Annotated in this window: 20 protein-coding genes; 17 read left to right on the plus strand and 3 right to left on the minus strand. The window is 72.9% G+C overall.

Features of this window, described 5'->3' with window-relative positions:
- The first annotated feature begins 23 nt into the window (after positions 1–23).
- Together clpB and AB0E07_RS06830 are read left to right on the plus strand one after the other, a co-directional pair.
- Entirely contained in the window at positions 24–2,621 is a 2,598-nt protein-coding gene (gene clpB / locus AB0E07_RS06825) for an ATP-dependent chaperone ClpB (RefSeq protein ID WP_362247228.1), read from the plus strand.
- A 184-nt stretch (positions 2,622–2,805) separates the two neighbouring features.
- On the plus strand, positions 2,806–3,336 hold the full coding sequence (locus AB0E07_RS06830) for a YbjN domain-containing protein (protein ID WP_362247230.1): 531 nt from the start codon (positions 2,806–2,808) through the stop codon (positions 3,334–3,336).
- Between the two features lie 123 nt (positions 3,337–3,459).
- Here AB0E07_RS06830 and AB0E07_RS06835 read toward each other — a convergent pair whose 3' ends face one another.
- Positions 3,460–4,650, minus strand: coding sequence for a pyridoxal phosphate-dependent aminotransferase (locus AB0E07_RS06835; RefSeq protein WP_362247232.1), 1,191 nt, complete (start codon positions 4,648–4,650; stop codon positions 3,460–3,462).
- An 818-nt stretch (positions 4,651–5,468) separates the two neighbouring features.
- On the opposite strand from AB0E07_RS06835, the gene AB0E07_RS06840 reads away from it, so the two are divergent.
- From AB0E07_RS06840 to AB0E07_RS06905, 14 genes are all read left to right on the plus strand, one after another.
- Complete coding sequence (locus AB0E07_RS06840; protein WP_362247234.1) at positions 5,469–6,062, plus strand: DUF2617 family protein; 594 nt, start codon at positions 5,469–5,471, stop codon at positions 6,060–6,062.
- A 25-nt stretch (positions 6,063–6,087) separates the two neighbouring features.
- Positions 6,088–7,725, plus strand: a complete 1,638-nt coding sequence (locus AB0E07_RS06845) for a polyamine aminopropyltransferase (RefSeq protein WP_362247236.1) — start codon at positions 6,088–6,090, stop codon at positions 7,723–7,725.
- Between the two features lie 90 nt (positions 7,726–7,815).
- Positions 7,816–8,694 carry an SRPBCC domain-containing protein gene (locus tag AB0E07_RS06850; protein ID WP_362247238.1) on the plus strand — a complete coding sequence of 293 codons (879 nt, stop codon included), beginning with the start codon at positions 7,816–7,818 and terminating at the stop codon, positions 8,692–8,694.
- A 38-nt stretch (positions 8,695–8,732) separates the two neighbouring features.
- Positions 8,733–9,521: an aldose 1-epimerase gene (locus AB0E07_RS06855; protein WP_362247240.1), complete on the plus strand. Its 789-nt coding sequence runs from the start codon at positions 8,733–8,735 to the stop codon at positions 9,519–9,521.
- A gap of 10 nt (positions 9,522–9,531) precedes the next feature.
- Positions 9,532–10,080, plus strand: a complete 549-nt coding sequence (pyrE, locus tag AB0E07_RS06860) for an orotate phosphoribosyltransferase (RefSeq protein WP_362247242.1) — start codon at positions 9,532–9,534, stop codon at positions 10,078–10,080.
- Between the two features lie 151 nt (positions 10,081–10,231).
- A complete protein-coding gene (fbaA, locus tag AB0E07_RS06865; RefSeq protein ID WP_351925746.1) occupies positions 10,232–11,254 on the plus strand; it encodes a class II fructose-bisphosphate aldolase in 1,023 nt (340 codons plus the stop codon).
- Positions 11,255–11,318: 64 nt separating this feature from the next.
- The gene (locus AB0E07_RS06870; protein WP_362247245.1) at positions 11,319–12,767 is read left to right on the plus strand and encodes an MFS transporter; all 1,449 of its coding nucleotides are present in this window, start codon (positions 11,319–11,321) and stop codon (positions 12,765–12,767) included.
- A gap of 21 nt (positions 12,768–12,788) precedes the next feature.
- Positions 12,789–13,202 (plus strand): DUF3151 domain-containing protein, encoded by a 414-nt coding sequence (locus AB0E07_RS06875; protein WP_362247247.1) that lies wholly within the window; start codon positions 12,789–12,791, stop codon positions 13,200–13,202.
- 150 nt (positions 13,203–13,352) lie between these two features.
- Positions 13,353–14,192 carry a tryptophan 2,3-dioxygenase family protein gene (locus AB0E07_RS06880; protein ID WP_362247249.1) on the plus strand — a complete coding sequence of 280 codons (840 nt, stop codon included), beginning with the start codon at positions 13,353–13,355 and terminating at the stop codon, positions 14,190–14,192.
- Positions 14,185–15,381 carry a kynureninase gene (gene kynU, locus AB0E07_RS06885; RefSeq protein WP_362247251.1) on the plus strand — a complete coding sequence of 399 codons (1,197 nt, stop codon included), beginning with the start codon at positions 14,185–14,187 and terminating at the stop codon, positions 15,379–15,381. The genes AB0E07_RS06880 and kynU overlap by 8 nt, the downstream gene beginning before the upstream one ends.
- A 257-nt stretch (positions 15,382–15,638) precedes the next feature.
- A complete protein-coding gene (locus AB0E07_RS06890; RefSeq protein WP_362247253.1) occupies positions 15,639–16,508 on the plus strand; it encodes an alpha/beta hydrolase in 870 nt (289 codons plus the stop codon).
- Between the two features lie 86 nt (positions 16,509–16,594).
- Positions 16,595–17,911 (plus strand): histidine kinase, encoded by a 1,317-nt coding sequence (locus AB0E07_RS06895; RefSeq protein WP_362247255.1) that lies wholly within the window; start codon positions 16,595–16,597, stop codon positions 17,909–17,911.
- The gene (locus AB0E07_RS06900; protein ID WP_362247257.1) at positions 17,908–18,573 is read left to right on the plus strand and encodes a response regulator transcription factor; all 666 of its coding nucleotides are present in this window, start codon (positions 17,908–17,910) and stop codon (positions 18,571–18,573) included. Before AB0E07_RS06895 ends, AB0E07_RS06900 begins: the two co-directional genes overlap by 4 nt.
- Positions 18,574–18,637: 64 nt before the next feature.
- Positions 18,638–19,840, plus strand: a complete 1,203-nt coding sequence (locus AB0E07_RS06905) for a cytochrome P450 (RefSeq protein WP_362247259.1) — start codon at positions 18,638–18,640, stop codon at positions 19,838–19,840.
- A gap of 168 nt (positions 19,841–20,008) precedes the next feature.
- On the opposite strand, the gene AB0E07_RS06910 is transcribed toward AB0E07_RS06905, so the two are convergent.
- Positions 20,009–21,589: an ABC transporter permease gene (locus AB0E07_RS06910; RefSeq protein ID WP_362247261.1), complete on the minus strand. Its 1,581-nt coding sequence runs from the start codon at positions 21,587–21,589 to the stop codon at positions 20,009–20,011.
- Positions 21,586–22,482: an ABC transporter ATP-binding protein gene (locus AB0E07_RS06915; RefSeq protein ID WP_362247263.1), complete on the minus strand. Its 897-nt coding sequence runs from the start codon at positions 22,480–22,482 to the stop codon at positions 21,586–21,588. The genes AB0E07_RS06910 and AB0E07_RS06915 overlap by 4 nt, the downstream gene beginning before the upstream one ends.
- A 73-nt stretch (positions 22,483–22,555) precedes the next feature.
- Between AB0E07_RS06915 and AB0E07_RS06920 the strand changes: the two genes are divergently transcribed.
- The gene (locus AB0E07_RS06920; protein ID WP_362247265.1) at positions 22,556–23,050 is read left to right on the plus strand and encodes a helix-turn-helix domain-containing protein; all 495 of its coding nucleotides are present in this window, start codon (positions 22,556–22,558) and stop codon (positions 23,048–23,050) included.
- The last annotated feature ends 112 nt before the right edge of the window (positions 23,051–23,162 follow it).

The raw sequence follows: 23,162 nt of genomic DNA on the forward strand, positions 1-23,162 counted from the left end.
GCCGACAGGAGGAGAACGCACCAGTGGACGCAGAGCTGACCAACCGGAGCCGGGACGCCATCAACGCGGCGAGCAACCGGGCCGTGACCGAGGGCCACCCGGACCTCACCCCCGCGCACCTGCTGCTGGCCCTGCTCCAGGGGCGCGAGAACGAGAACATCACCGACCTGCTGACGGGCGTCGAGGCCGATCAGGCCGCCGTCCGCGCGGGCGCCGAGAAGGTGCTGGCCGCGCTGCCCAGCGTGACCGGGTCCACGGTCGCGCCGCCGCAGCCCAGCCGGGAACTCCTCGCGGTGATCGCCGAGGCGCAGGCGAAGGCCCGGGAGCTCGGCGACGAGTACCTCTCCACCGAGCACCTGCTGATCGGCATCGCGGCGAAGGGCGGCCAGGCCGGCGACGTACTCTCCCAGCAGGGCGCCACCGCGAAGAAGCTGCTGGAGGCGTTCCGCGAGGCAAGGGGAGGACGCCGGGTGACCACAGCCGACCCGGAGGGCCAGTACAAGGCCCTGGAGAAGTTCGGCACCGACTTCACGGCCGCCGCACGCGAGGGCAAGCTCGACCCGGTCATCGGCCGGGACCAGGAGATCCGCCGGGTCGTCCAGGTGCTGTCCCGCCGTACGAAGAACAACCCGGTCCTGATCGGGGAGCCCGGCGTCGGCAAGACCGCCGTCGTCGAGGGGCTCGCCCAGCGGATCGTGAAGGGGGACGTGCCCGAGTCGCTGAAGGACAAGCGGCTGGTGGCGCTGGACCTCGGCGCGATGGTCGCCGGGGCCAAGTACCGCGGTGAGTTCGAGGAGCGGCTGAAGACGGTCCTCGCGGAGATCAAGGACTCCGACGGGCAGATCATCACCTTCATCGACGAGCTGCACACCGTCGTCGGCGCGGGCGCCGGCGGGGACTCCTCGATGGACGCGGGCAACATGCTCAAGCCCATGCTGGCCCGCGGTGAGCTGCGCATGGTCGGCGCCACCACCCTCGACGAGTACCGCGAGCGGATCGAGAAGGACCCCGCCCTGGAGCGGCGCTTCCAGCAGGTGCTGGTGGCCGAGCCGACGGTCGAGGACACCATCGCGATCCTGCGCGGACTCAAGGGCCGCTACGAGGCCCACCACAAGGTGCAGATCGCGGACAGCGCGCTGGTCGCCGCCGCCACCCTCTCCGACCGGTACATCACCTCCCGCTTCCTCCCCGACAAGGCCATCGACCTGGTCGACGAGGCGGCCTCCCGGCTCCGCATGGAGATCGACTCCTCGCCCGTCGAGATCGACGAACTCCAGCGTTCCGTCGACCGGTTGAAGATGGAGGAGCTGGCGCTCAGCAGGGAGACCGACGCGGCCTCCCGGGAGCGCCTGGAGCGGCTGCGCCGCGACCTCGCCGACAAGGAGGAGGAGCTGCGGGGCCTCAACGCCCGCTGGGAGAAGGAGAAGCAGTCCCTCAACCGGGTCGGCGAGCTGAAGGAGAAGCTCGACGAACTGCGCGGCCAGGCCGAACGGGCCCAGCGCGACGGCGACTTCGACACCGCGAGCAAGCTGCTGTACGGCGAGATCCCGGGCATGGAGCGGGATCTGGAGGAAGCCTCCCGCGCCGAGGAGGAGGCCGCCGTGGACACCATGGTCAAGGAGGAGGTCGGCTCCGACGACATCGCCGACACCGTCGCCGCCTGGACCGGTATCCCCGCCGGACGTCTGCTGGAGGGCGAGACGCAGAAGCTGCTGCGCATGGAGGACGAGCTGGGGCGCCGGCTGATCGGCCAGGCCGAGGCGGTGCAGGCGGTCTCGGACGCGGTGCGGCGCACCCGCGCGGGCATCGCCGACCCCGACCGGCCCACCGGCTCCTTCCTCTTCCTCGGCCCGACCGGCGTGGGCAAGACGGAGCTGGCCAAGGCGCTCGCCGACTTCCTCTTCGACGACGAGCGAGCCATGATCCGCATCGACATGTCGGAGTACGGCGAGAAGCACAGCGTGGCCCGCCTGGTGGGCGCGCCCCCCGGCTACGTCGGCTACGAGGAGGGCGGCCAGCTCACCGAGGCGGTGCGCAGGCGGCCGTACTCCGTGGTGCTGCTGGACGAGGTGGAGAAGGCGCACCCGGAGGTCTTCGACGTCCTGCTCCAGGTGCTGGACGACGGACGGCTCACCGACGGCCAGGGCCGCACGGTCGACTTCCGCAACACGATCCTGGTGCTGACCTCGAACCTGGGCAGCCAGTACCTGGTCGACCCGGTCACCACCGAGGCGGAGAAGAAGGAGCGGGTCCTGGAGGTGGTCCGCACCGCCTTCAAGCCGGAGTTCCTCAACCGGCTCGACGACCTGGTGGTCTTCTCGGCGCTGTCCAAGGACGAGCTGAGCCGAATCGCCCGCCTCCAGATCGACCGGCTGGCCAAGCGGCTCGCCGAGCGGCGCCTCACCCTGGAGGTCACCGACGCCGCCCTGGCCTGGCTGGCCGACGAGGGCAACGATCCGGCCTACGGCGCCCGGCCGCTGCGCCGGCTGGTCCAGACGGCCATCGGCGACCGGCTGGCCAAGGAGATCCTCTCCGGCGAGGTCAAGGACGGCGACACGGTCCGGGTCGACGTCTTCGGGGACGGCCTGATCGTCGGCTCCGCGACCGGTAAGACCCTGTAGCCCCGCGTTCCGTACGACGGCCCGTCCCGCTGCCGCGCGGGGCGGGCCGTCGGCGTCGCAGGGGTGCGCGCCCCGCCGTCCGGCCGGATCAAGTCAGCCGACGGCTGACAGGCCCGGCCGGGGCTTGCCACCCCCCTCCCCGCATGGGGGAGGATGGCGGAATCCGTACGAAGGGAAAAACACGGTGAGCATCGACCCGTCCTCGATTCCGAACTTCGGGGGCCAGCCCGAGCCGCAGCCCCAAGGACCGGCGGGCCCCGTCGTCCCGGATCAGGACCTCGTAAAGCAGCTCCTCGACCAGATGGAGCTGAAGCACCTCGTCGACGAAGAGGGAGACCTCGTCGCGCCGTGGGAGCAGTTCCGCACGTACTTCATGTTCCGCGGAGAGGGAGACCAGCAGGTCTTCTCCGTGCGGACCTTCTACGACCGTCCGCACAAGATCGACGAGAAGCCGCAGCTCCTGGAGTCCATCGACGACTGGAACCGGCGCACCCTGTGGCCCAAGCTCTACACCCACACCCACGACGACGGCACCGTCCGCCTCATCGGTGAGGCGCAGATGCTGATCGGCACCGGGGTGAGCCTGGAGCACTTCGTCTCCTCCACGGTCAGCTGGGTGCGGGCCGCGATCGAGTTCGACAAGTGGCTCGTGGAGCAGCTCGGCCTGGAGCAGGAGATCAACGACGCCGAGAAGCCCGAGGGCGACGAGGAGTAACCGGCACTCCACCCCGCCCGAGAGCCCGACCGGGGCACCGGCCACCCAGGCCGCGCGCCCGGGGCGGGCTCTTGCCGTGTGCGGGCTCTAGCCGTACGCGGGCTCTTGCCGTACGCGGGCGCGTCAGCCCGCGAGGCGCTTGAGGCGCTGGGCCGCCTCCTGGAGCACCTCGGTGCGCTTGCAGAAGGCGAAGCGGACGAAGGGGGCGCCCGCGTCGCGGTGGTCGTAGAAGACGGCGTTCGGGATGGCGACGACGCCCGCGCGTTCCGGGAGGGCGCGGCAGAAGGCGAAGCCGTCGGTCTCGCCGAGGGGGCGGATGTCGGTGGTGACGAAGTAGGTGCCGGTCGGCCGGAAGACGGTGAGGCCGGCGTCGGTGAGGCCGGCGCTGAGCAGGTCCCGCTTGGCCTGCATGTCCGCGCGGAACCCCTCGAAGTATGCGTCGGGCAGCGCCAGTGCCTCGGCGACGGCGTACTGGAAGGGCCCGGAGGCGACGTACGTCAGGTATTGCTTGGCGGAACGGACGGCGGTCACCAGTTCTGCGGTTCCGGTAACCCAGCCGACCTTCCAGCCGGTGAACGAGTACGTCTTGCCCGCCGAGCCGATGGTGACCGTCCGCTCCCGCATCCCCGGGAACGTGGCCGGCGGCAGATGTTCGACGCCGTCGAAGACCAGGTGCTCGTACACCTCGTCCGTGACGACCAGGAGGTCCCGTTCCACCGCCAGCTCGGCGACCGCGGTCAGCTCCTCGCGGGTCAGGACGGTGCCGGTCGGGTTGTGCGGGGTGTTGATCAGCAGCAGCCGGGTGCGGTCGGTGACCGCGGCGCGCAGTTCGTCGAGGTCCAGGGTGAAGCGTCCCTGGGACGGGCGCAGGGTGACCGGGACCCGGCGGGCGCCGGCCATCGCGATGCAGGCCGCGTAGGAGTCGTAGTACGGCTCCAGGGCCACCACCTCGTCGCCCGGCTCCAGCAGGGCCAGCAGCGTCGCCGCGATCGCCTCCGTGGCGCCCGCGGTCACCAGCACCTCGGTGTCCGGGTCGTAGGTCAGCCCGTAGTGGCGCAGCTGGTGCGCGGCCACCGCCTGCCGCAGCTCGGGCACGCCAGGACCCGGCGGGTACTGGTTGCCGCGTCCGTCGCGCAGCGCGCGCACCGCCGCCTCCCGGATCTCCTCGGGCCCGTCCGTGTCGGGGAATCCCTGGCCCAGGTTGATGGCTCCGGTCCGCAGGGCCAGCGCCGACATCTCGGCGAAGATCGTCGTTCCGAACTCGGCGAGGCTGCGGTTGAGGAGGGGACGCGCGCTAGAGGTCATGCCGGTCATCCTGCGCCGAAGCTCTGGAGTTCCTCAACTCTGCTTTGGGTCCCGATCGGGGAGGGCATTTCCCGTGCACGCAGCTGGCGAGGCGCCCACGGGGGGCCGCTTCGGGGGAGCTGCCCGGCAACGGAAGGAGGGTGTTGTCATGACCATTGGCATCATCCTGCTGGTTCTTTTCCTCGGTCTGCTCGTGCTGGCCGGCGTGCGCGGCGGACGAAGGGTGGGGGTGCGGCCCTCGCGCGGCCGGCGGCGCGGTCGTGCCTCGTACTCGTCCTCCGCGACCTCGACGTCCTCCTCGACCGACGGCGGCTCCGGCAGCTGGTGGGTCGGGGGCGGGGACTCCGGGGGATCGTCGTGCGGTTCCTCGTCGAGCTCCTGCGGGGGCGGATCGTCCTGCGGAGGTGGCGGCGGAGGCGGATGCGGGGGAGGCAGCTGACACGGGGCAGCTGAGCTCGTACCCGTACCGCGTCCGGACGGCGGGGCCCACCCACGGGGGGTGGGCCCCGTTCGTGTGTGCGCATCGGTACACCCGCGCGTGCGCTCCGGCGCGCGCACCGGCCGACACGGCGCACGGCGTTGGTTGAACAGTTGAGCTGTGGGGCCCTCTGAGGGATGGAAACCCCACGAACTTGGGTAAAAACGCTGTGGCGGCGCCACTGTTCATGATTCCCTCTAAATCACCAACGCGGGCCCTCGGGCGTCCCACGGCCATCCCCACTCCCTCGCCGGCCGGGTCGACCGGGTCGATCTCCCGGTGTCGGCCGGCGTCGCGCCGGACCCGTACCTCCCTCCCCCTCTTCTTTGTGCGCTTGCGGAGCCGATCCATGCTCACGACCCTGAACACCTCCTACACCGACACGCGCGCGGCCGATCTCGCCTGGGCCCTGGGGCGCGAACCGCTTCCCGCGCTGGCCGCGCTCGACCTCGAACTGTCCGGGGCGAAGCTCCAGTTGCGGCTCCTCGGCGCGTCCCACCAGGTGCTCCTGGAGGAGGAGCGGGGCAGTTGTTCGGAGACGGTGGCCTGCATCCCCGGCAGCAGCACCCCCCTCCCGCTCGGTGTCGCCAAGCGGATCGGCGACTGGGAGTACGAGTTCGCCGCCCGCGTCGAGGTGCTCGCCCCGGGCCAGTTCGCGGGCCGCGCGCAGGAGTTGCTGGCGCTCGTCGCCGACCACCCCAACGGGCTGGCCGGTGTCTTCCCCGGCAGCCCGCACGCCTTCACCGCGATGCTCGCGCACCGGCACGAGGGCCAGGTGCACTGGCGGACCTGGCACGCCTACCCGCAGGACGGCCAGTTGGTGGCGACCCGGACCAGGGCCGGCATCCGGGTTCCGGCGGGCGCGCTGAGCCCGTCGGGCGTCCAGGAAACCTGGAACACGCCCCAGCGGCCCAGTTCCACACGTGTGGGTGACAAAGCGTGACTCTCGCGTAACGTAACGTCGCAGCGTGATCGAACCGCACCCGCCCGCCCCACCGGGCGTCCCGCCGCCCCGGGACGGTCCGGCACGGCTGCCCGTCCGGCCGGCGACGGGACGGTTCCTCGTTCTCGCCTGCGTCTTCGTCTGCGCCGCCTGCGGACTCGTGTACGAACTCGAACTGGTCGCCCTCGCCTCCTACTTGATCGGCGACTCGGTCACCCAGGCGTCCGTGGTGCTGTCCGTCATGGTCTTCGCGATGGGCCTCGGCTCTCTGGTCGCCAAACGTCTGCGCTGGCACGCCGCCGCCGGATTCGGCGCCATCGAGACCGTCCTCGCCCTGGTCGGCGGATGCAGCGCGCCCGCGCTGTACGCGGTGTTCGCCTGGACCGGCGACTGGGGCGGACCGTGGAGCGAGGGGCCCCGGGTCCTGCTGGTGGCGTTCTCCCTCGCCATCGGTCTGCTGATCGGGGCCGAGGTTCCGCTGCTGATGGAGCTGATCCAGCGGATCCGGCGGCAGGACGCGGGCGGCGCGGTCGCCGATCTGTTCGCCGCCGACTACGTCGGAGCGCTCGTCGGCGGGCTCGCCTTCCCCTTCCTTCTGCTGCCGCTGCTCGGCCAGTTGACCGGCTCGCTGATCACCGGCGCGGTGAACGCGCTGGCGGGCGGCGCGCTCGTGCTCGGTCTGTTCCGCCGCGATCTGACCCGGCGCACCTGCCTGCTGCTGCTCGCCGCCAACCTCACGGTCCTCGGCGTCCTCGCCGCGGCCGCCCTGCACGTCGAGGACTTCGAGCGGGCCGCCCGGCGGGCTGTGTACGGCGCCGACGTACGGGTGGCGCTCCAGACCGACGTGCAGGAGGTCGTCCTCACCGGCGGCACCCACGGCCGCCCGGTCGACCTCTTCCTCGACGGCCGCCTGCGGGTCAGCGGACGCGACGAGCACCGCTACCACGAGGCCCTCGTCCACCCCGCGATGAACGGCCCGCACGCGCGGGTGCTGATCCTCGGCGGCGGCGACGGACTCGCGGCCCGCGAGGTGCTGCGCCACCCGGGCGTACGGCGGGTGGACGTGGTGGAGCTGGACGCGGAGGTGATCCGGCTGGCCCGCGAGGACCCCGCGCTGGCCCGCCTCAACGGCCGCGTCCTCGACGACCCGCGGGTCCGCGTCATCACCGAGGACGCCTTCCGCCAACTGCGCGAACCCCCGCCGGACCGCTACGACGTGGTCGTCTCCGACCTCCCCGACCCGGGCATCACCGCGAGCACCAAGCTCTACTCGCAGGAGTTCTACGGCCTGGCCGCGCGGGCGCTGACGGACGGCGGGCGGCTGGTGGTGCACGCGGGTCCGGTGGTGTCCCGACCGCGGGTCTTCTGGACGGTCGAGGCGACGCTGCGGGCGGCCGGCCTGCGCACGGCGCCGTACTGCGTGGCGGGCCGGGCCCCGGGATTCGCGGCGGGCCCGGACCGTTCCTCGGGCCGGGCGGACGCGCCGCACGACTGGGGCTTCGTCCTGGCCGCCAAGGGCGCGCCGCCCGCGCTCGCCCTGCCCCCGCGGGGCCCGGACCTGCGCACACTGACCGACGCCCGCCTGCGCGAGGACGCCCGCGCGGCCCAGGACTCCCGGGTCCGGGGCCTACCACCGTCCACCTTGGTGCACCCCCGCTACTGACCCCGCCGGACCGTCCCGGCACCCCGACGTGCCGGGGGATTACGCCGACGGGGGGTGCGGGGGAGGGTCTGCTGGGTAGGCTCGGCAGACATGGAGCTTGAGGTGTTCGTTCCGGTTGCCGCGGCTCGTCTGAGGGAGGCGCTCCGCGACCCCGCGCGGGTGGCCCGGGCGCTTCCCGGGCTCCAGCAGGACGCGGGGGCCGAGACGCCGGTGAGCGGCCGGCTGAAGGTGCGGGTGGGCGGCCACACGATCACCTACCGGGGCGCCCTGAGCGTGGTGGAGCGCCCGGACGGCTCGTACGCCGTGGAGGGCGACGCGACCGAGGCCAGGGGTACCGGCGCGGTGAAGCTGGCCCTGACGCTCCGGGTGGACGAGGCCGAGGACGGCGCGACGCTCACCGCCGAGGGCACCGCGACCGCGGACGGCCGCATCGCCCAACTCCCGCCGGACCAGACCGAGTCGGCGATGAAGCGCCTGCTGACCCGCTTCACGGAGAACCTGGCGACGACGGAGCCCGCAGAGGAACCGGAGCCCGCACAGGATCCGGAACCCGCCGAGGATCCGGAACCCGCCGAGGATCCGGAACCCGCAGAGGAACCGGAACCCGCAGAGGAACCGGAACCGGCAGCCGCCGACGGCGATCCCGCCCCACAGGGGCCACCCGCGCCCGACGACGGATCCCGCACGGGTGGTCCGGGTGGGAACGAGGAACCGGCCGAAGGCGAAGCCGAGGCCGAACCCCCCGCCCCCGCGACGCAGGACGCCGCCCCGGAAGCCGCGCACGCCCGCCGCACCATGATCGGCCGCAGCGCGGAGGAGGTCGACCACGCCCCGCCCCGCGGCCGCTACGCCCCCGTCCCCGCCCCCCAGCCCGCCCCGTCCGCCTCCGCCCTGCGCTGGGCGGCCCCCGCCGCCCTCGCCGTGGCGTCCGCGATCGTCGTCGGCCGGGTGCTCAGGAAGCGCCGCTGAGGCCACGGCCCTCTTGATCGCCCCAGTAGGGTCGTCCCGTGAGTAACGAAGACATCACGCTGACCGCGGGCGACGCGGAGGTGACCGTACAACCGGGCAACGGCGGCCGGATCGGCGGACTGCGGGTGGGCGGGACCGAACTCCTGCGCCAGGGCGAGCGCTTCGGCTGCTTCCCGATGGTCCCCTGGTGCGGGCGGATCAGGGACGGCCGCTTCCTGGACGGCGCCGTCGTCCGGCAGATGCCGCTGAACGCCCCGCCGCACGCGATCCACGGCACGGCCCGGGACGGCGCCTGGCGCACCGCCCGCGCCGACACGGGCGAGGCCGTCATCACGTACGACCTGGTGGACCCCTGGCCGCACCCGGCGCGGGTCACGCAGGTCGTGGCCCTCACCGAGGACTCGCTGACGCTCACCATGTCGGTGGAGACCTACCAGGACTCCTTCCCGGCGCAGATCGGCTGGCACCCCTGGTTCCACCGCACCCTCGGCGGCACGGACGTCACGCTCGACTTCACCGCCGCCTGGCAGGAGGAGCGCGGCGCCGACCACCTGCCCACCGGCAACCGCGTGGACCCGAAGCCCGGCCCCTGGGACGACTGCTTCGGCATGCCCGGCGGGGTGGACGTCACCCTCACCTGGCCGGGACACCTCGCCCTGAAGGTGACCAGCCCGGAGGAGTGGGTCGTCGTCTACGACGAGCAGGAGGAGGCCGTCTGCGTGGAGCCGCAGACCGGCCCGCCGAACGGTCTGAACAGCCATCCGCGCCTGGTCACCCCGCTTCAGCCGCTGGAGGCCACGACCACCTGGAGCTGGACCCGCCTCTAAGCTGTTCGGCATGACGGACGTTCGCGGCGCGCTGCTGCAGCAGATCAAGGACAAGGCCGTGGTGCACGGCAAGGTGACCCTCTCCTCGGGGCTTGAGGCCGACTACTACGTCGACCTGCGCCGCATCACGCTCGACGGCGAGGCGGCCCCGCTGGTCGGTCAGGTGCTCCTGGACCTCACCGAGGACCTGGAGTTCGACGCGGTCGGCGGGCTGACCATGGGCGCCGACCCGGTCGCCGCGGCGATGCTGCACGCCGCCGCCGCGCGCGGCCGCCGGGTGGACGCCTTCGTCGTCCGCAAGGCCGCCAAGGCGCACGGCCTCCAGCGCCGCGTGGAGGGCCCGGACATCGCGGGCCGCCGGGTCCTGGTCGTCGAGGACACCTCCACCACCGGCGGTTCCCCGCTGGCCGCCGTCGAGGCCGTGCGCGAGGCCGGTGCCGAGGTCGTGGCCGTCGCGACCATCGTCGACCGGGCTACCGGCGCCGCGGAGAAGATCGAAGCGGGCGCCGGTGTGCCGTACCGCTTCGCCTTCTCCAAGGACGAGCTCGGACTGGACTGAGTTCGGGCCGCGGCCGGGGGCTGAGACAGCTCTCGGAGCATCCCGGTTCGTCTGGAAGGATGTGGCCCGACGACGACGATGTCGCCTCCCAGGTCTAGGTCAGGGCCGTAAGCACGCAGAACGCCACCCGCACATCACAAGGAGCGGACAGATGCCCATCGCAACCCCCGAGGTCTACAACGAGATGCTCGACCGGGCGAAGGCAGGCAAGTTCGCCTACCCGGCCATCAACGTGACCTCCTCCCAGACCCTGCACGCCGCGCTGCGCGGTTTCGCTGAGGCCGAGAGCGACGGCATCGTCCAGATCTCCACCGGTGGTGCGGAGTTCCTCGGCGGCCAGCACAGCAAGGACATGGTCACCGGCGCCGTCGCCCTGGCCGAGTTCGCGCACATCGTCGCCGCCAAGTACGACGTGAACATCGCGCTGCACACCGACCACTGTCCCAAGGACAAGCTGGACGCCTACGTGCGCCCGCTGATCGCCGTGTCCGAGGAGCGGGTCAAGGCCGGCGGCAACCCGCTGTTCCAGTCGCACATGTGGGACGGCTCCGCCGAGACCCTCGCCGACAACCTGGCCATCGCGCAGGAGCTGCTGCCCCGCGCCGCCGCCGCGAAGATCATCCTTGAGGTCGAGATCACCCCGACCGGCGGCGAGGAGGACGGCGTCACCCACGAGATCAACGACGAGCTGTACACCACCGTCGACGACGCGCTGCGCACCGCCGAGGCCCTCGGCCTGGGCGAGAAGGGCCGCTACCTGCTGGCCGCCTCCTTCGGCAACGTGCACGGCGTGTACAAGCCGGGCAACGTCGTGCTCCGCCCCGAGCTGCTCAAGGACCTCCAGCAGGGCGTCGGCGAGAAGTACGGCAAATCCAGCCCGTTCGACTTCGTCTTCCACGGCGGCTCCGGCTCCACCGCGGAGGAGATCGCCACCGCGCTGGAGAACGGCGTCGTGAAGATGAACCTCGACACCGACACCCAGTACGCCTTCACGCGTCCGGTCGCCGCCCACATGTTCCAGAACTACGACGGCGTCCTGAAGGTCGACGGCGAGGTCGGCAACAAGAAGACCTACGACCCGCGCACCTGGGGCAAGCTGGCCGAGGCCGGCATGGCCGCGCGGGTCCTGGAGGCCTGCGGCAACCTGCGTTCCACGGGCACCCGCATCAAGTAGTCCCGCGGTACTCCACGAGCCCGGCGCCTCTCCTCGGCGCCGGGCTCGCTGTATACCTGGAGGCATGCCCGACGTACGGATCGGCTCCCCGCGGGGCCGGTGGATCCTGCTCACCACCATCCTCGGCTCCAGCATGGCGCTGCTGGACTCCACCGTCGTCAACGTGGCCCTGCCCCGCATCGGCGGCGACCTCGACGCGAACCTGTCCGCGCTCCAGTGGACGGTCAACGCCTACATGCTCACCCTGGCCGGCCTGATCCTCCTCGGCGGCTCCCTCGGCGACCGCTACGGCCGCCGCCGGATCTTCGTCGTCGGGGTGGTGTGGTTCGCCGCGGCGTCGCTGCTGTGCGGGCTCGCCCCGAACGCCGGGATCCTCATCGCCGCCCGCGCCCTGCAGGGGGTCGGCGGCGCGCTGCTGACCCCGGGCTCCCTCGCCCTGATCCAGGCCTCCTTCCACCCCGACGACCGGAGCCGGGCGGTGGGCCTGTGGTCCGGCTTCGGCGGCATCGGGGCGGCCGTCGGGCCGTTCCTCGGCGGCTGGCTGGTGGACGGTCCCGGCTGGCGCTGGGTGTTCCTGCTGAACGTGCCGCTGGCGCTGGTGTGCGTGCCGATCGCGCTGCGTCATGTGCCCGAGTCCGGGGACGACGCGGAGCACGGGCGCTTCGACGTGCTCGGCGCGGCTCTCGGGGCGCTCTCCCTGGCCCTGGTGACGTACGCGCTGATCGAGGCGGACTGGATCACCGCCGCCGTGGGCGTGGCTCTCGGGGTCGCGTTCGTGTACGTCGAGAAGCGGCGCCCCGACCCGATGATGCCGCCGGACATCTTCGCGTCCCGCCAGTTCACGGCCGTCAACCTGGTCACCCTGTGCGTGTACGCGGCCCTCGGCGGCTTCTTCTTCCTCGCCGTGATCCAGCTCCAGGTCGTCGCCGGCTACTCGGCCCTGGGCGCCGGCGTGGCCCTGCTGCCGACGACCCTGCTGATGCTGCTGCTGTCGGCCAGGTCCGGCGCCCTCGCGGAGAGGATCGGCCCGCGCATCCCGCTCACCGTGGGTCCGCTGGTGGGCGCGGCCGGGCTGCTGCTGATGCTGCGGGTCGGCCCGGACGCCTCCTATGTCACCGACGTGCTGCCCGCCGTCCTGGTCTTCGGGTTCGGCCTGGTCGCCCTGGTGGCCCCGCTGACGGCCACCGTGCTCGCCTCCGTGAACGTCGCACGGGCGGGCCTGGCCAGCGGTATCAACAACGCGGCGGCCCGTGCCGCGGGCCTCGTCGCGGTGGCGGCGCTGCCCCTGCTGACCGGGATGGGCGAGGAGGCGTACCGCTCGCCGGCGGCCTTCGACGACGCCTTCCAGCAGGCCATGCTGTGGTGCGCCGGCCTCCTGGTCGCCGGTTCCGCCCTGGCCTTCGCGACCGTACGGCGGCCGCCGCCGGACTGCCGGCGCCCCGAGTGCCTCACCCACGGCTCGGTCACCGCGCCCCCGCTGGAGGGGGGCCGGGCCAAGCGGCGCATCGGCTAGCCGATACACCAGACTGGAGGCATGACGATGCACGAGAACCTCCTCGGGGGCCCGCCCCCGACCCACCTCCCCGACGACCCGGAGCCCCGTGAGCTCCTCGCATCCGGCACGGCGCCCGCCGATGTCGCCGCGCGGTACCCGAAGTCCTCCCTGGCCTGGGCCCGGCTGGCCGACGAGGCCTTCGAGCGGGGCGGCGTCGTGGAGTCGTACGCCTACGCCCGGACGGGCTACCACCGCGGTCTGGACGCCCTGCGCCGCAGCGGCTGGAAGGGCCACGGCCCGGTGCCGTGGGAGCACGAACCCAACCGCGGCTTCCTGCGCGCCCTGCACGCCCTCGCCCGCGCCGCCGGGTCCATCGGCGAGCAGGACGAGTACGAGCGCTGCACGCAGTTCCTGAAGGACTCCTCCCCGACCGCGGCCCAGACGCTGGGCTAGCCGGTACCCCTCAGTGCGGGGTCCGGCTGTGATGCGGTCGGACCTTGCACTTTCCCGGGACGACCCCTGAGGATTCGGGTGGGGACCGGGGCCCCCGTGTCGAAAACGGCAGGGGCGGACCGCTACCCGGAGTAACAACAGGAGACAGCGATGTCCCAAGAGGCTCAGGACGTGACGGAGCCCGAGACCCCGCATCTCGACTTCGCCGGCACCACGCCGTACGAGGACTACGTCAAGGCGGACGTGCTCACCCACCTCCAGCACACCCTCTCCGACGACCCCGGAGAGATGGTCTTCCTGGTCACCACCCAGGTCATGGAGCTGTGGTTCACCGTGATCGTCCACGAGTGGGAGACCGCCGCGCACGCGCTGCGCGAGGACCGGGTGCCGGTCGCGATCGACGCGCTGAAGCGCTCGGTGCGGGAGCTGGAGGCGCTGAACGCCTCCTGGCGGCCGCTCGGCCAGCTGACCCCGGCCCAGTTCAACTCCTACCGCAGCGCCCTCGGTGAGGGCTCCGGCTTCCAGTCGGCGATGTACCGGCGGATGGAGTTCCTGCTCGGCGAGAAGTCCGCGTCCATGCTCGTCCCGCACCGCGGCGCGCCCCGCGTCCACGCGGAACTGGAGAAGGCGCTGCACGAGCCGAGCCTGTACGACGAGGTGCTGCGGCTGCTCGCCCGGCGCGGGCACGCCGTCCCCGCCGAGGTCCTCACCCGTGACGTGGCCCTGCGGTACGAGCCCTCGGAGCAGGTGGAGGCCGCCTGGACGGCCGTCTACTCCGGCGACCCGAACGACGAGGTCGCCCGGCTCGGCGAGGCGCTGACGGACGTCGGTGAGCTGGTGTGGCGCTGGCGCAACGACCATCTGGTCGCCACCCGCCGCGCGATGGGCGCCAAGGCCGGCACGGGCGGTTCGGCCGGGGTGGCCTGGCTGGAGAAGCGCGCCCGGAAGAACGTCTTCCCGGAGCTGTGGACGGCGAGGTCCCATGTCTGAGCCGCGGGCACGGGCGGAGAAGCTCGACGCCGAGGACGTACTCGCGCACAAACGGGCGGAGTTCGTCCTGGACGAGCTGGCCGGGGGCGTCTACCTCGACGGCAACTCGCTGGGCGCGCTGCCCGCCGGGGTGCCGGACCGGGTCGCGGACGTGGTCCGGCGGCAGTGGGGCGAGCTGCGCATCCGGTCCTGGGACGAGAGCGGCTGGTGGACCGCGCCCGAGCGGATCGGCGACCTGATCGCCCCGCTGGTGGGTTCCGCGCCCGGCCGGATCGTCGTGGGTGACTCGACAAGTGTCAACGTATTCAAGGCACTTGTGGGCGCCGTGCGGATGGCGGGCGAGGGCCGGGACGAGATCGTCGTGGACGCGACGACCTTCCCCACCGACGGCTACATCGCGGATTCGGCGGCCCGGCTCACCGGCAGCACCTTGCGCCCGGTGCACCCCTCCGAGGTCCCCGGGGTCCTCGGCGACCGGACGGCCGCGGTCCTGCTGAACCACGTCGACTACCGCACCGGACGCCTGCACGACCTGCCGTCGCTGACGGCGGCGGTCCACGAGGCGGGCGCGCTCGCCGTGTGGGACCTGTGCCACAGCGCGGGCGCGCTGCCGGTGGGCCTGGACGAGCACGGCGTCGACCTGGCGGTCGGCTGCACCTACAAGTACCTGAACGGGGGCCCGGGTTCACCGGCGTACCTGTACGTCCGGGCGGATCTCCAGCCGCGCTTCGACTCGCCCCTGCCGGGCTGGAACTCGCACGCCGAGCCCTTCGGGATGCGTCCCGCGTACGAGCCCGCCGAGGGCGCCGTGCGCGGCCGGGTCGGCACGCCGGACATCCTGTCCATGCTCGCCCTGGAGGCGGCGCTGGACGTCTGGCGGGACGTGTCGGTCGACGCGGTGCGCGCCAAGTCGCTGGCCCTGACGGACTTCTTCCTGGAATGCGTCGAGGAGTACGTGCCGCACGGGCGGGTGGAGTCCCTGACGCCGCTCGGGCACGCCGATCGGGGCAGCCAGGTCGCGCTGCGCTGCGCGGACGCGGGCGCGGTGATGCGGCGGCTGATCGAGCGGGGCGTGGTGGGCGACTTCCGGGCCCCGGACGTGCTGCGCTTCGGCTTCACCCCGTTGTACGTGGGTTTCGCCGACGCCGAACGGGCGGCGCGGGTCCTCGGCGAGCTGTTGACGGCGTAGCGGCGGGGGCGGGGTGCCGCGCGCGGGCGGACAGGGCGTGGCGCCCCGTCCTCCGACGCGCGGAACCCCACCTCGACTCTCCCGGTCCGGGAGAGAACCGTTTTGTCCTGACCCGGCGTCACATCCGCGTGTCCGCGCACGTCACTGGCCTGATACCGTCCCCGCCAACGGCCAAGTCGCGCACCTGGTCCGCCACTTCCTTCCCCCGTGCCGCTCGGCGCCGGGAGGTGTCCCCTTCGTCGCTGAGAGGTCGGAGCATGCCGGAAGACGCCGCCGCGGACCGGTCCGCCGCCGAGGAGCAGTCGGCCTTCGCGCACCCGCCGGTGGATCCCGACGCCACCGCCGCCTACGGCGACCACCCGGACCAGGTGATCGACTTCTACGCCCCGCGTGTCCGGCCCGCTCCGGGGCCCCTCGCTCCCGTGGTGGCCGTCCTGCACGGCGGCGCCTGGCGGTCCCCCTACGACCGCCGGCACATCACCCCGTTCGCGGGCTTCCTGGCCGGCCGGGGCTTCGCCGTGGCCGTCGTCGAGTACCGCAGGGGAGCCGAGGGCGCGCCCGACCGCGCGGGCCGCTGGCCCGACACCCTCGACGACGTGGCCGCCGCCCTCGACGCGCTGCCGGCCCTGGTCGCCGAGGCCCTCCCGCAGGCCGATCCCGGGCGCACGGTCGTCACCGGCCACTCGGCCGGCGGCCATCTCGCCCTGTGGGCGGCGGCCCGGCACCTGCTCCCGCCCGACGCCCCCTGGCGCACCGACGCGCCCGCCCCGCTGCGCGGAGTCGTCGCCCTCGCCCCGATCGCCGACTTCGCGGTCGCCGACAAGCTCGACGTCTGCGGCGACGCGGCCCGCCAGTTCCTCGGCGGCGACGAGCACTTCGCCGAGCGCCGCCCGTACGCCGACCCCGCGCTGCTGCTGCCCACGGGCATCGCCACCACCCTCGTCCAGGGCCGCGGCGACCGGGACGTGCCGCAGCTCGTCGCCGAGTCGTACGCGGACGCGGCGGCCAAGGCGGGCGAGGTGGTGGGGGTGACGCTGCTGGAGGACGTGGGCCACTTCCCGCTGATCGACCCGGCGGCGGACGCGTGCGCGGTGGTCGCCGAGGAGATCGCCCAGCTCGCCTGGTGAGCGCGCGGCGGGCGCCGTAGTACTTGAGACGGACCCGCGAGGACCCTTCTCGCAGGTGACGACGGCGAGCCGGGCCTGCGCCTACCGTGCTGTGCGTGACCGAGACGACCAGCAAAGCCCAGAGCCCGGAGTTCCGGCTGGCCGCGGACGCCCTGCGCGGGCTGCGGCAGGACCTGTTCCACGACGTGTTCGCCTACCGCCCGCTGCCCCGGATGCGCGTCGACGGCCCGCTGACCCGGATGCTGCCCGGCCGGCTGCGCGAGTACGCCGGCTGGACCCCGCACGCCGCGATCACCTGCGTCGCCCTGTTCGCGGCCTTCGCCGGCGCGCACGACGGCCGGAGCCTGCCCCTGCTGCCCGCCCTGGTCTGCGCGATACCCGTGCTGCTGACCATGGTGCGGCCGCTCGGCGCGTTCTGGCTGTCGATGGCCGCCACCCCGGTCGCCGGGGTGCTGGGCGGCAGCTGGAGCGAGTGGCCGTGGACGGCCGGCGCCCTCGTCTGCCACCTGACGGTCCTGACCATCGTGTCGGTGCGCACCCGGCCGCGCACGGCGGCCTGGATGTGGCTGCTGACGGCCGTGTACGGCCTGGTCGCGGACGCGGGTTTCGGGGGACCGTACTACTACGGCAGCAACACCGGCCCGGTGCTGGTGATCTCCGCGCTGGTCCTGCTCTGCGTCGCCGTGTGGCACATCCGGCGCGCGGCCGAGCAGGAGGTGACCGCGCAGCAGTCGGAGACCGCGCAGGAGCGCTCCCGGCGCACCCTGCTGGAGGAGCGCACCACCATCGCCCGTGAGCTGCACGACGTGGTCGCCCACCACATGTCGGTCGTCGCCATCCAGGCGGAGGCCGCCCCCTACCGGGTTCAGAACCCGCCGCCGGAGCTGGAGCGGGCCTTCGCCACCATCCGGGAGAACGCGGTCGCGGCCCTCACCGAACTGCGCCGCGTCCTCGGAGTCGTACGGGCCGAGGACTACGAGGCCCCGGACGCCCCGCAGCCCACCCTCGCCGACCTCGACGCGCTGCTCGCCAATGTGCGGGACGCGGGCCCGGCCGTGGCGAAGACGGTGACCGGGGCGGTGCGCGAGCTGCCGCAGGGCGTGGAGCTGTCGGCGTACCGGATCGTCCAGGAGGCCCTGAGCAACACCCTGCGGCACGCGCCCGGCGCGAGCGCCGAGGTCGAGATCGGCTATGTCCTCGGCGGTCTCGGCCTGCGCGTGGTCAACACACCGCCGCCGGCCCCGTCCCTGGTCAAGCCCTCGCCGGGCGCCGGGCACGGCATCACGGGGATGCGCGAGCGGGTGTCGATGCTGGGCGGCGAGATGACGGCCGGAGCGACGGACGACGGAGGCTACGAGGTGGCCGTGTTCCTGCCGGTGCGGATCGCGGGGGACGAGGCATGACCGTCCGCGTCCTGATCGCCGACGACCAGATGATGGTGCGCGAGGGCTTCTCGGTGCTGCTGAACGCGATGCCGGACATCGAGGTCGTCGGCGAGGCGGTGAACGGCCGCGAGGCGGTCGCCAAGGTCCGCGAACTCGCCCCGGACGTCGTCCTGATGGACATCCGCATGCCCGAACTCAACGGCATCGAGGCGACCCGGGAGATCGTCGCGGCGGACGGTACGGCGAAGGTGCTGGTGCTGACCACCTTCGACCTGGACGAGTACGTGTACCAGGCGCTGCGGGCCGGGGCCTCGGGCTTCCTGCTCAAGGACGCCTCGGCCCGCCAACTCGCGGCCGGGGTGCGGCTGGTGGCCGCGGGCGAGGCGCTGCTGGCGCCCTCGGTCACGCGGCGGCTGATCACCGAGTTCTCGCGGCTCTCGCACACCCCCAAGCTGATGTCCTCGGCGCGGGCCGCCTACGGCGACCTCACGGAACGCGAGACGGAGGTGCTGGTGCTGATCGCCGAGGGCCTGTCCAACGCCGAGATCGCCGGACGGCTGGTGGTCGCCGAGTCGACGATCAAGACGCATGTCAGCCGCATCCTGGTGAAGCTGGGCCTGAGGGACCGCACCCAGGCTGCGGTGTTCGCCTACGAGGCGCGGCTGGTGACACCGGGCTGACCGTTTCCCGATCCTCGCGGGTCGGCCCTGGTCAGACCGGGTGGGTCCGGGCTAGCGTCCGTTCATGGGAGCCTTCGATCCATGGGACCCGGCGTTCCTCGCCGACCCCTACCCCGCCTATGCCGAGCTGCGCGCCAAGGGGCGCGTGCACTACTTCGAGCCCACGGACCAGTGGCTGGTACCGCATCACGCCGATGTCTCGGCGCTGCTGCGCGACCGCCGCCTTGGCCGGACCTACCAGCACCGGTTCACCCACGAGGACTTCGGGCGGACGGCGCCGCCGGCCGAGCACGAGCCCTTCCACACCCTCAACGACCACGGCATGCTCGATCTGGAGCCGCCGGACCACACCCGGATCCGGCGCCTGGTGTCGAAGGCGTTCACCCCGCGCACGGTGGAGCGGCTCAAGCCCTACGTGGCCGGGCTCGCCGGAGAGCTGGTGGACCGGCTCGTCGAGTCCGGCGGCGGGGATCTGCTCGCCGACGTCGCCGAGCCGCTGCCGGTCGCCGTGATCGCCGAGATGCTGGGCATCCCGGAGGCGGACCGGGCGCCGCTCAGGCCCTGGTCGGCGGACATCTGCGGGATGTACGAGCTGAGCCCCTCGGAGGAGACCGCGGACCGGGCGGTGCGGGCCTCGGTGGAGTTCTCCGCGTATCTGCGCGAGCTGATCGCCGAGCGGCGCGAGAAGCCCGGCGAGGACCTGATCTCCGGGCTCATCGCCGCCCACGACGAGGGCGACCGGCTCACCGAGCAGGAGATGATCTCGACCTGTGTGCTCCTGCTGAACGCGGGCCACGAGGCGACCGTCAACGCCACGGTCAACGGGTGGGCGGCGCTGTTCCGCAACCCCGGGCAGCTGGCCGCCCTGCGGGCCGACCACTCGCTGGTGCCGGGCGCGGTGGAGGAGCTGATGCGCTACGACACGCCGCTCCAGCTGTTCGAGCGGTGGGTGCTGGACGAGATCGAGATCGATGGCACGGTGATTCCGCGCGGTGCCGAGATCGCCATGCTCTTCGGCTCCGCCAACCATGACCCCGAGGTGTTCCGGGAGCCCGAGCGGCTGGATCTCGGGCGGGTGGAGAACCCGCACATCTCCTTCAGCGCGGGTATCCACTACTGCATCGGGGCGCCGCTCGCCCGGATCGAGCTGGCGGCCTCGATGACGGCGCTGCTGGAGCGGGCGCCGACGTTGGGTCTCGCGGCGGAGCCGCGGTTGAAGCCGAACTTCGTCATCCGGGGGATGGAGGGGCTCAGCGTCTCGGTGTGAGGGGTCGGTGTGAGCGGTGCGTGGCCGGCTGCGGCGCCGTCGTGGCCGGTCGCGCAGTTCCCCGCGCCCCTGGTGGGGGTGGGCGGTGTGGTGGTTTGGCTGCGGCGCCGTTGTGGCTGGTCGCGCAGTTCCCCGCGCCCCTGGTGGGGCGCGGGGTGGGGGCTGGGGTCAGGTGGTGATGTCTCGGTGGTGGAGGGTGGTGAGGCCTGCTGTGGTCAGGGCTGTTGCCGTGGTCAGGAGGAGCAGTACCGGGGGCCATGTCATCTCGCCGCCCGGGAGCTTGGGGAGGTGGGCGAACGGGGAGAGGTCCAGCACCGCCTGCGGGGCGTCCAGCGCCGGGCCCACCCAGCCGATCAGCAGGACCGCTCCGGCCACCGCCCAGGCCGCCTTCGCCGCCCGCGGCAGCGCCCCGTACAGCAGGACGGTGAGGCCGCCGACGAGCCAGACCGCCGGGAGCTGGACGAGGCAGGCGGCCAGCAGCGCGCCGAGGTCCTCGCCGTGGCCGAGCGCGAGGCCCAGCCAGGCCGTCAGCATGATCAGCGCGGACCCGGCGAAGGCGATCACCAGGTGGCCCGCGGCCCAGCGGAGCCGGCCCACCGCGTTGGCCAGCACCGGTTCCGCCCGCATCGAGGTCTCCTCGGCGTGCAGCCGCAGCACGGCGGAGACCACGAACAGCGAGGCGACCAGTCCCAGCATGCCGACCATGGACGCCAGGAACGCGTCCGTGATGCCGCTCTGCCCGCCCATCCGCTCGAAGATCTCCCTGGCCCGCTCGTTGTCGCCGACCAGGTCCGCCACACCGTCCGTCAGCCCGCCGTAGACCACCCCGGCCAGGAAGAAGCCGACGCTCCAGCCGAACACCCCGCCCCGCTGGAGCCGCCAGGCCAGCGCGGCCGCCGTGCCGAGGCGGCCCTCGGCCGGGCCGGGCCGGGCGGGCAGGAAGCTCATGCCGAGGTCCCTGCGGCCGGCCAGCGCGTACGCCACCAGGGCCTGTACGGCCGTCGCCGCCGCGAACAGCAGCAGCACCCACCAGCGTTCGTCCGCGTAGGACCGCAGCTCGGACAGCCAGCCCAGCGGTGAGACCCAGGTCAGCGGTGAGGAGCCGTCGTCCGCCGCGGAGTCGCCCGCCGCGCGCAGCACGAACACCACGCCGAGCAGTCCCGCCGTCAGGCCCCGGGCCAGCCGCGCGCTCTCGGTGAACTGGGCGACGATCGCCGCGAGCGTCGCGAACACCATGCCCACGCCCGCCAGGCCCAGACCGAAGGCCACCGCCCCGGCGAGGCCCCGGCCCGCGAGTCCCACGACGACCAGGGCGGCGAGCACCGCGTTGGCGACGGCCGCGGCCAGCAGCGCCGCCGTCAGGGACGCCCTGCGGCCGACCATCCCCGACGCCACCAGTTCCTGACGCCCGCTCTCCTCCTCGTCCCGGGTGTGCCGTACGACGACCAGCAGGCTGACCACGGCCGCGAGGGCGCCCGCGTACACGCCGACCCGCCACGCCGTCAGCGCGCCGACGGAGTCGTCGAAGACGGGACCGATCAGGGCGCGGAAGGAGGCGTTGGCGGAGGTGTCCGCGACCAGTTCGGCGCGGTCGGCCGGGGTCGGGTAGAGGTTCTCCAGGGTGCCCGGCATCGACAGGACCATCAGGGTGTTCACCGCGACCCACACCGGGATCATCAGCCGGTCCCGGCGCAGGGCGAACCGCAGCAGCGTTCCGGTGCCCGTCAGTTGGGCGGCGGCCGTGCTCATCGGGTCACCGCCGGGTCCTGGTAGTGGCGCAGGAACAGCTCCTCCAGCGTCGGCGGGGTCGAGGTCAGCGAGCGCACCCCGGACTCGGCGAGCGCCTTCAGTACGGCGTCCAGCTTGTCGCTCTCCACCTGGAGCCGGACCCGGTGGCCCTGTACGTCGAGGTCGTGGACGCCGGGCAGGTGCGCCAGCCCGTCGGGGGGTCCGGCGAGTTCGGCGCTCACGCTGGTCCGGGTCAGGTGGCGCAGGTCGGCCAGGGTGCCGGTCTCGACGGTGCGGCCGTTGCGGATGATGCTGACCCGGTCGCAGAGCTCCTCGACCTCGCTGAGGATGTGCGAGGAGAGCAGGACCGTGCGGCCCCGGTCCCGTTCCTGCCGTACGCAGCTCTGGAACACCTCCTCCATCAGCGGGTCCAGGCCCGAGGTCGGCTCGTCCAGGATGAGCAGGTCCACGTCCGAGGCGAACGCGGCGACCAGGGCGACCTTCTGCCGGTTGCCCTTGGAGTAGGTGCGGCCCTTCTTGGTGGGGTCCAGCTCGAAGCGCTCGGTCAGCTCCGCGCGGCGCCGCCGGTCGAGTCCGCCGCGGAGGCGGCCGTAGAGGTCGATGACCTCGCCGCCGGACAGGTTGCGCCACAGGGTGACGTCGCCGGGGACGTAGGCGATCCGGCGGTGCGCCTCCACGGCGTCCGCCCAGGGGTCGCGGCCCAGGATCTGCGCGGCGCCGGAGTCGGCGCGGAGCAGGCCGAGCAGGACCCGGATGGTGGTGGACTTGCCCGAGCCGTTGGGGCCGAGGAAGCCGTGCACCTCGCCGGTGGTCACCTCCAGGTCCAGGCCGTCGAGGGCGTGCGTACGGCCGAACGACTTGTGGAGGCCGGAGACGGTGATTGCCTTCGTCATGAGGCCGAACGTACGCTTACTTCAGAAATTTGTGAAGTTAAGGAAGCGTATGAATCCCCGTTAGGGTGGGTGTATGACGGAAGAGGCGGAGGCGGGACGGGACCCCGAAGCGGTGTCGAGGTTCGTGGAGTCCTTCGCGGCGCAGCTCGTCGAGGCGGGCATGCAGCGGATGGCGGCGCGGGTGTTCGCCGCGCTGCTCGCCTCCGAGGAGGGGGTGCTGACCTCTGCCGAGCTGGGGGAGCAGTTGCGGATCAGTCCGGCTGCGGTCTCCGGGGCGGTGCGGTATCTCGCGCAGACGCGGATGGTGTCGCGGGAGCGGGAGCCGGGGTCCCGGCGGGAGCGGTACCGGGTGCACGGGGATCAGTGGTACGAGGCGCTGACCAGTCGTGAGGCCGTCCTCAAGCGGTGGGAGGGGGCGTTGCGGGACGGGGTGAGCAGTCTGGGGCCCGAGACGCGGGCGGGGCGGCGGATGGCGGAGACGCTGGCGTTCTTCGAGTTCGTCGAGGGGGAGATCGGGCTGATGATGGAGCGGTGGCGGGTGCAGCGGGAGGAGCGGTTCGGGGGGTGAGCGGGGTGTTGTCGGCTGCGGCGCCGTCGTGGCTGGTCGCGCAGTTCCCCGCGCCCCTGGAGGGGTGGCCGGTGTGGTGGTTCGGCTGCGGCGCCGCTGTGGCTGGTCGCGC

Source organism: Streptomyces sp. NPDC048002, from assembly GCF_040653275.1.
Taxonomy (GTDB): domain Bacteria; phylum Actinomycetota; class Actinomycetes; order Streptomycetales; family Streptomycetaceae; genus Streptomyces.

Coding starts and splice junctions, on each gene's coding strand:
- AB0E07_RS06900 (WP_362247257.1), top strand. CDS start 17,908: ATGACCGTCCGCGTCCTGATCGCCGACGACCAGATGATGGTGCGCGAG.
- AB0E07_RS06920 (WP_362247265.1), top strand. CDS start 22,556: ATGACGGAAGAGGCGGAGGCGGGACGGGACCCCGAAGCGGTGTCGAGG.
- AB0E07_RS06880 (WP_362247249.1), top strand. CDS start 13,353: ATGTCCCAAGAGGCTCAGGACGTGACGGAGCCCGAGACCCCGCATCTC.
- AB0E07_RS06835 (WP_362247232.1), bottom strand. CDS start 4,650: ATGACCGGCATGACCTCTAGCGCGCGTCCCCTCCTCAACCGCAGCCTC.
- AB0E07_RS06840 (WP_362247234.1), top strand. CDS start 5,469: ATGCTCACGACCCTGAACACCTCCTACACCGACACGCGCGCGGCCGAT.
- pyrE (WP_362247242.1), top strand. CDS start 9,532: ATGACGGACGTTCGCGGCGCGCTGCTGCAGCAGATCAAGGACAAGGCC.
- AB0E07_RS06870 (WP_362247245.1), top strand. CDS start 11,319: ATGCCCGACGTACGGATCGGCTCCCCGCGGGGCCGGTGGATCCTGCTC.
- AB0E07_RS06915 (WP_362247263.1), bottom strand. CDS start 22,482: ATGACGAAGGCAATCACCGTCTCCGGCCTCCACAAGTCGTTCGGCCGT.
- fbaA (WP_351925746.1), top strand. CDS start 10,232: ATGCCCATCGCAACCCCCGAGGTCTACAACGAGATGCTCGACCGGGCG.
- AB0E07_RS06910 (WP_362247261.1), bottom strand. CDS start 21,589: ATGAGCACGGCCGCCGCCCAACTGACGGGCACCGGAACGCTGCTGCGG.
- kynU (WP_362247251.1), top strand. CDS start 14,185: ATGTCTGAGCCGCGGGCACGGGCGGAGAAGCTCGACGCCGAGGACGTA.
- AB0E07_RS06905 (WP_362247259.1), top strand. CDS start 18,638: ATGGGAGCCTTCGATCCATGGGACCCGGCGTTCCTCGCCGACCCCTAC.
- AB0E07_RS06890 (WP_362247253.1), top strand. CDS start 15,639: ATGCCGGAAGACGCCGCCGCGGACCGGTCCGCCGCCGAGGAGCAGTCG.
- AB0E07_RS06850 (WP_362247238.1), top strand. CDS start 7,816: ATGGAGCTTGAGGTGTTCGTTCCGGTTGCCGCGGCTCGTCTGAGGGAG.
- AB0E07_RS06875 (WP_362247247.1), top strand. CDS start 12,789: ATGACGATGCACGAGAACCTCCTCGGGGGCCCGCCCCCGACCCACCTC.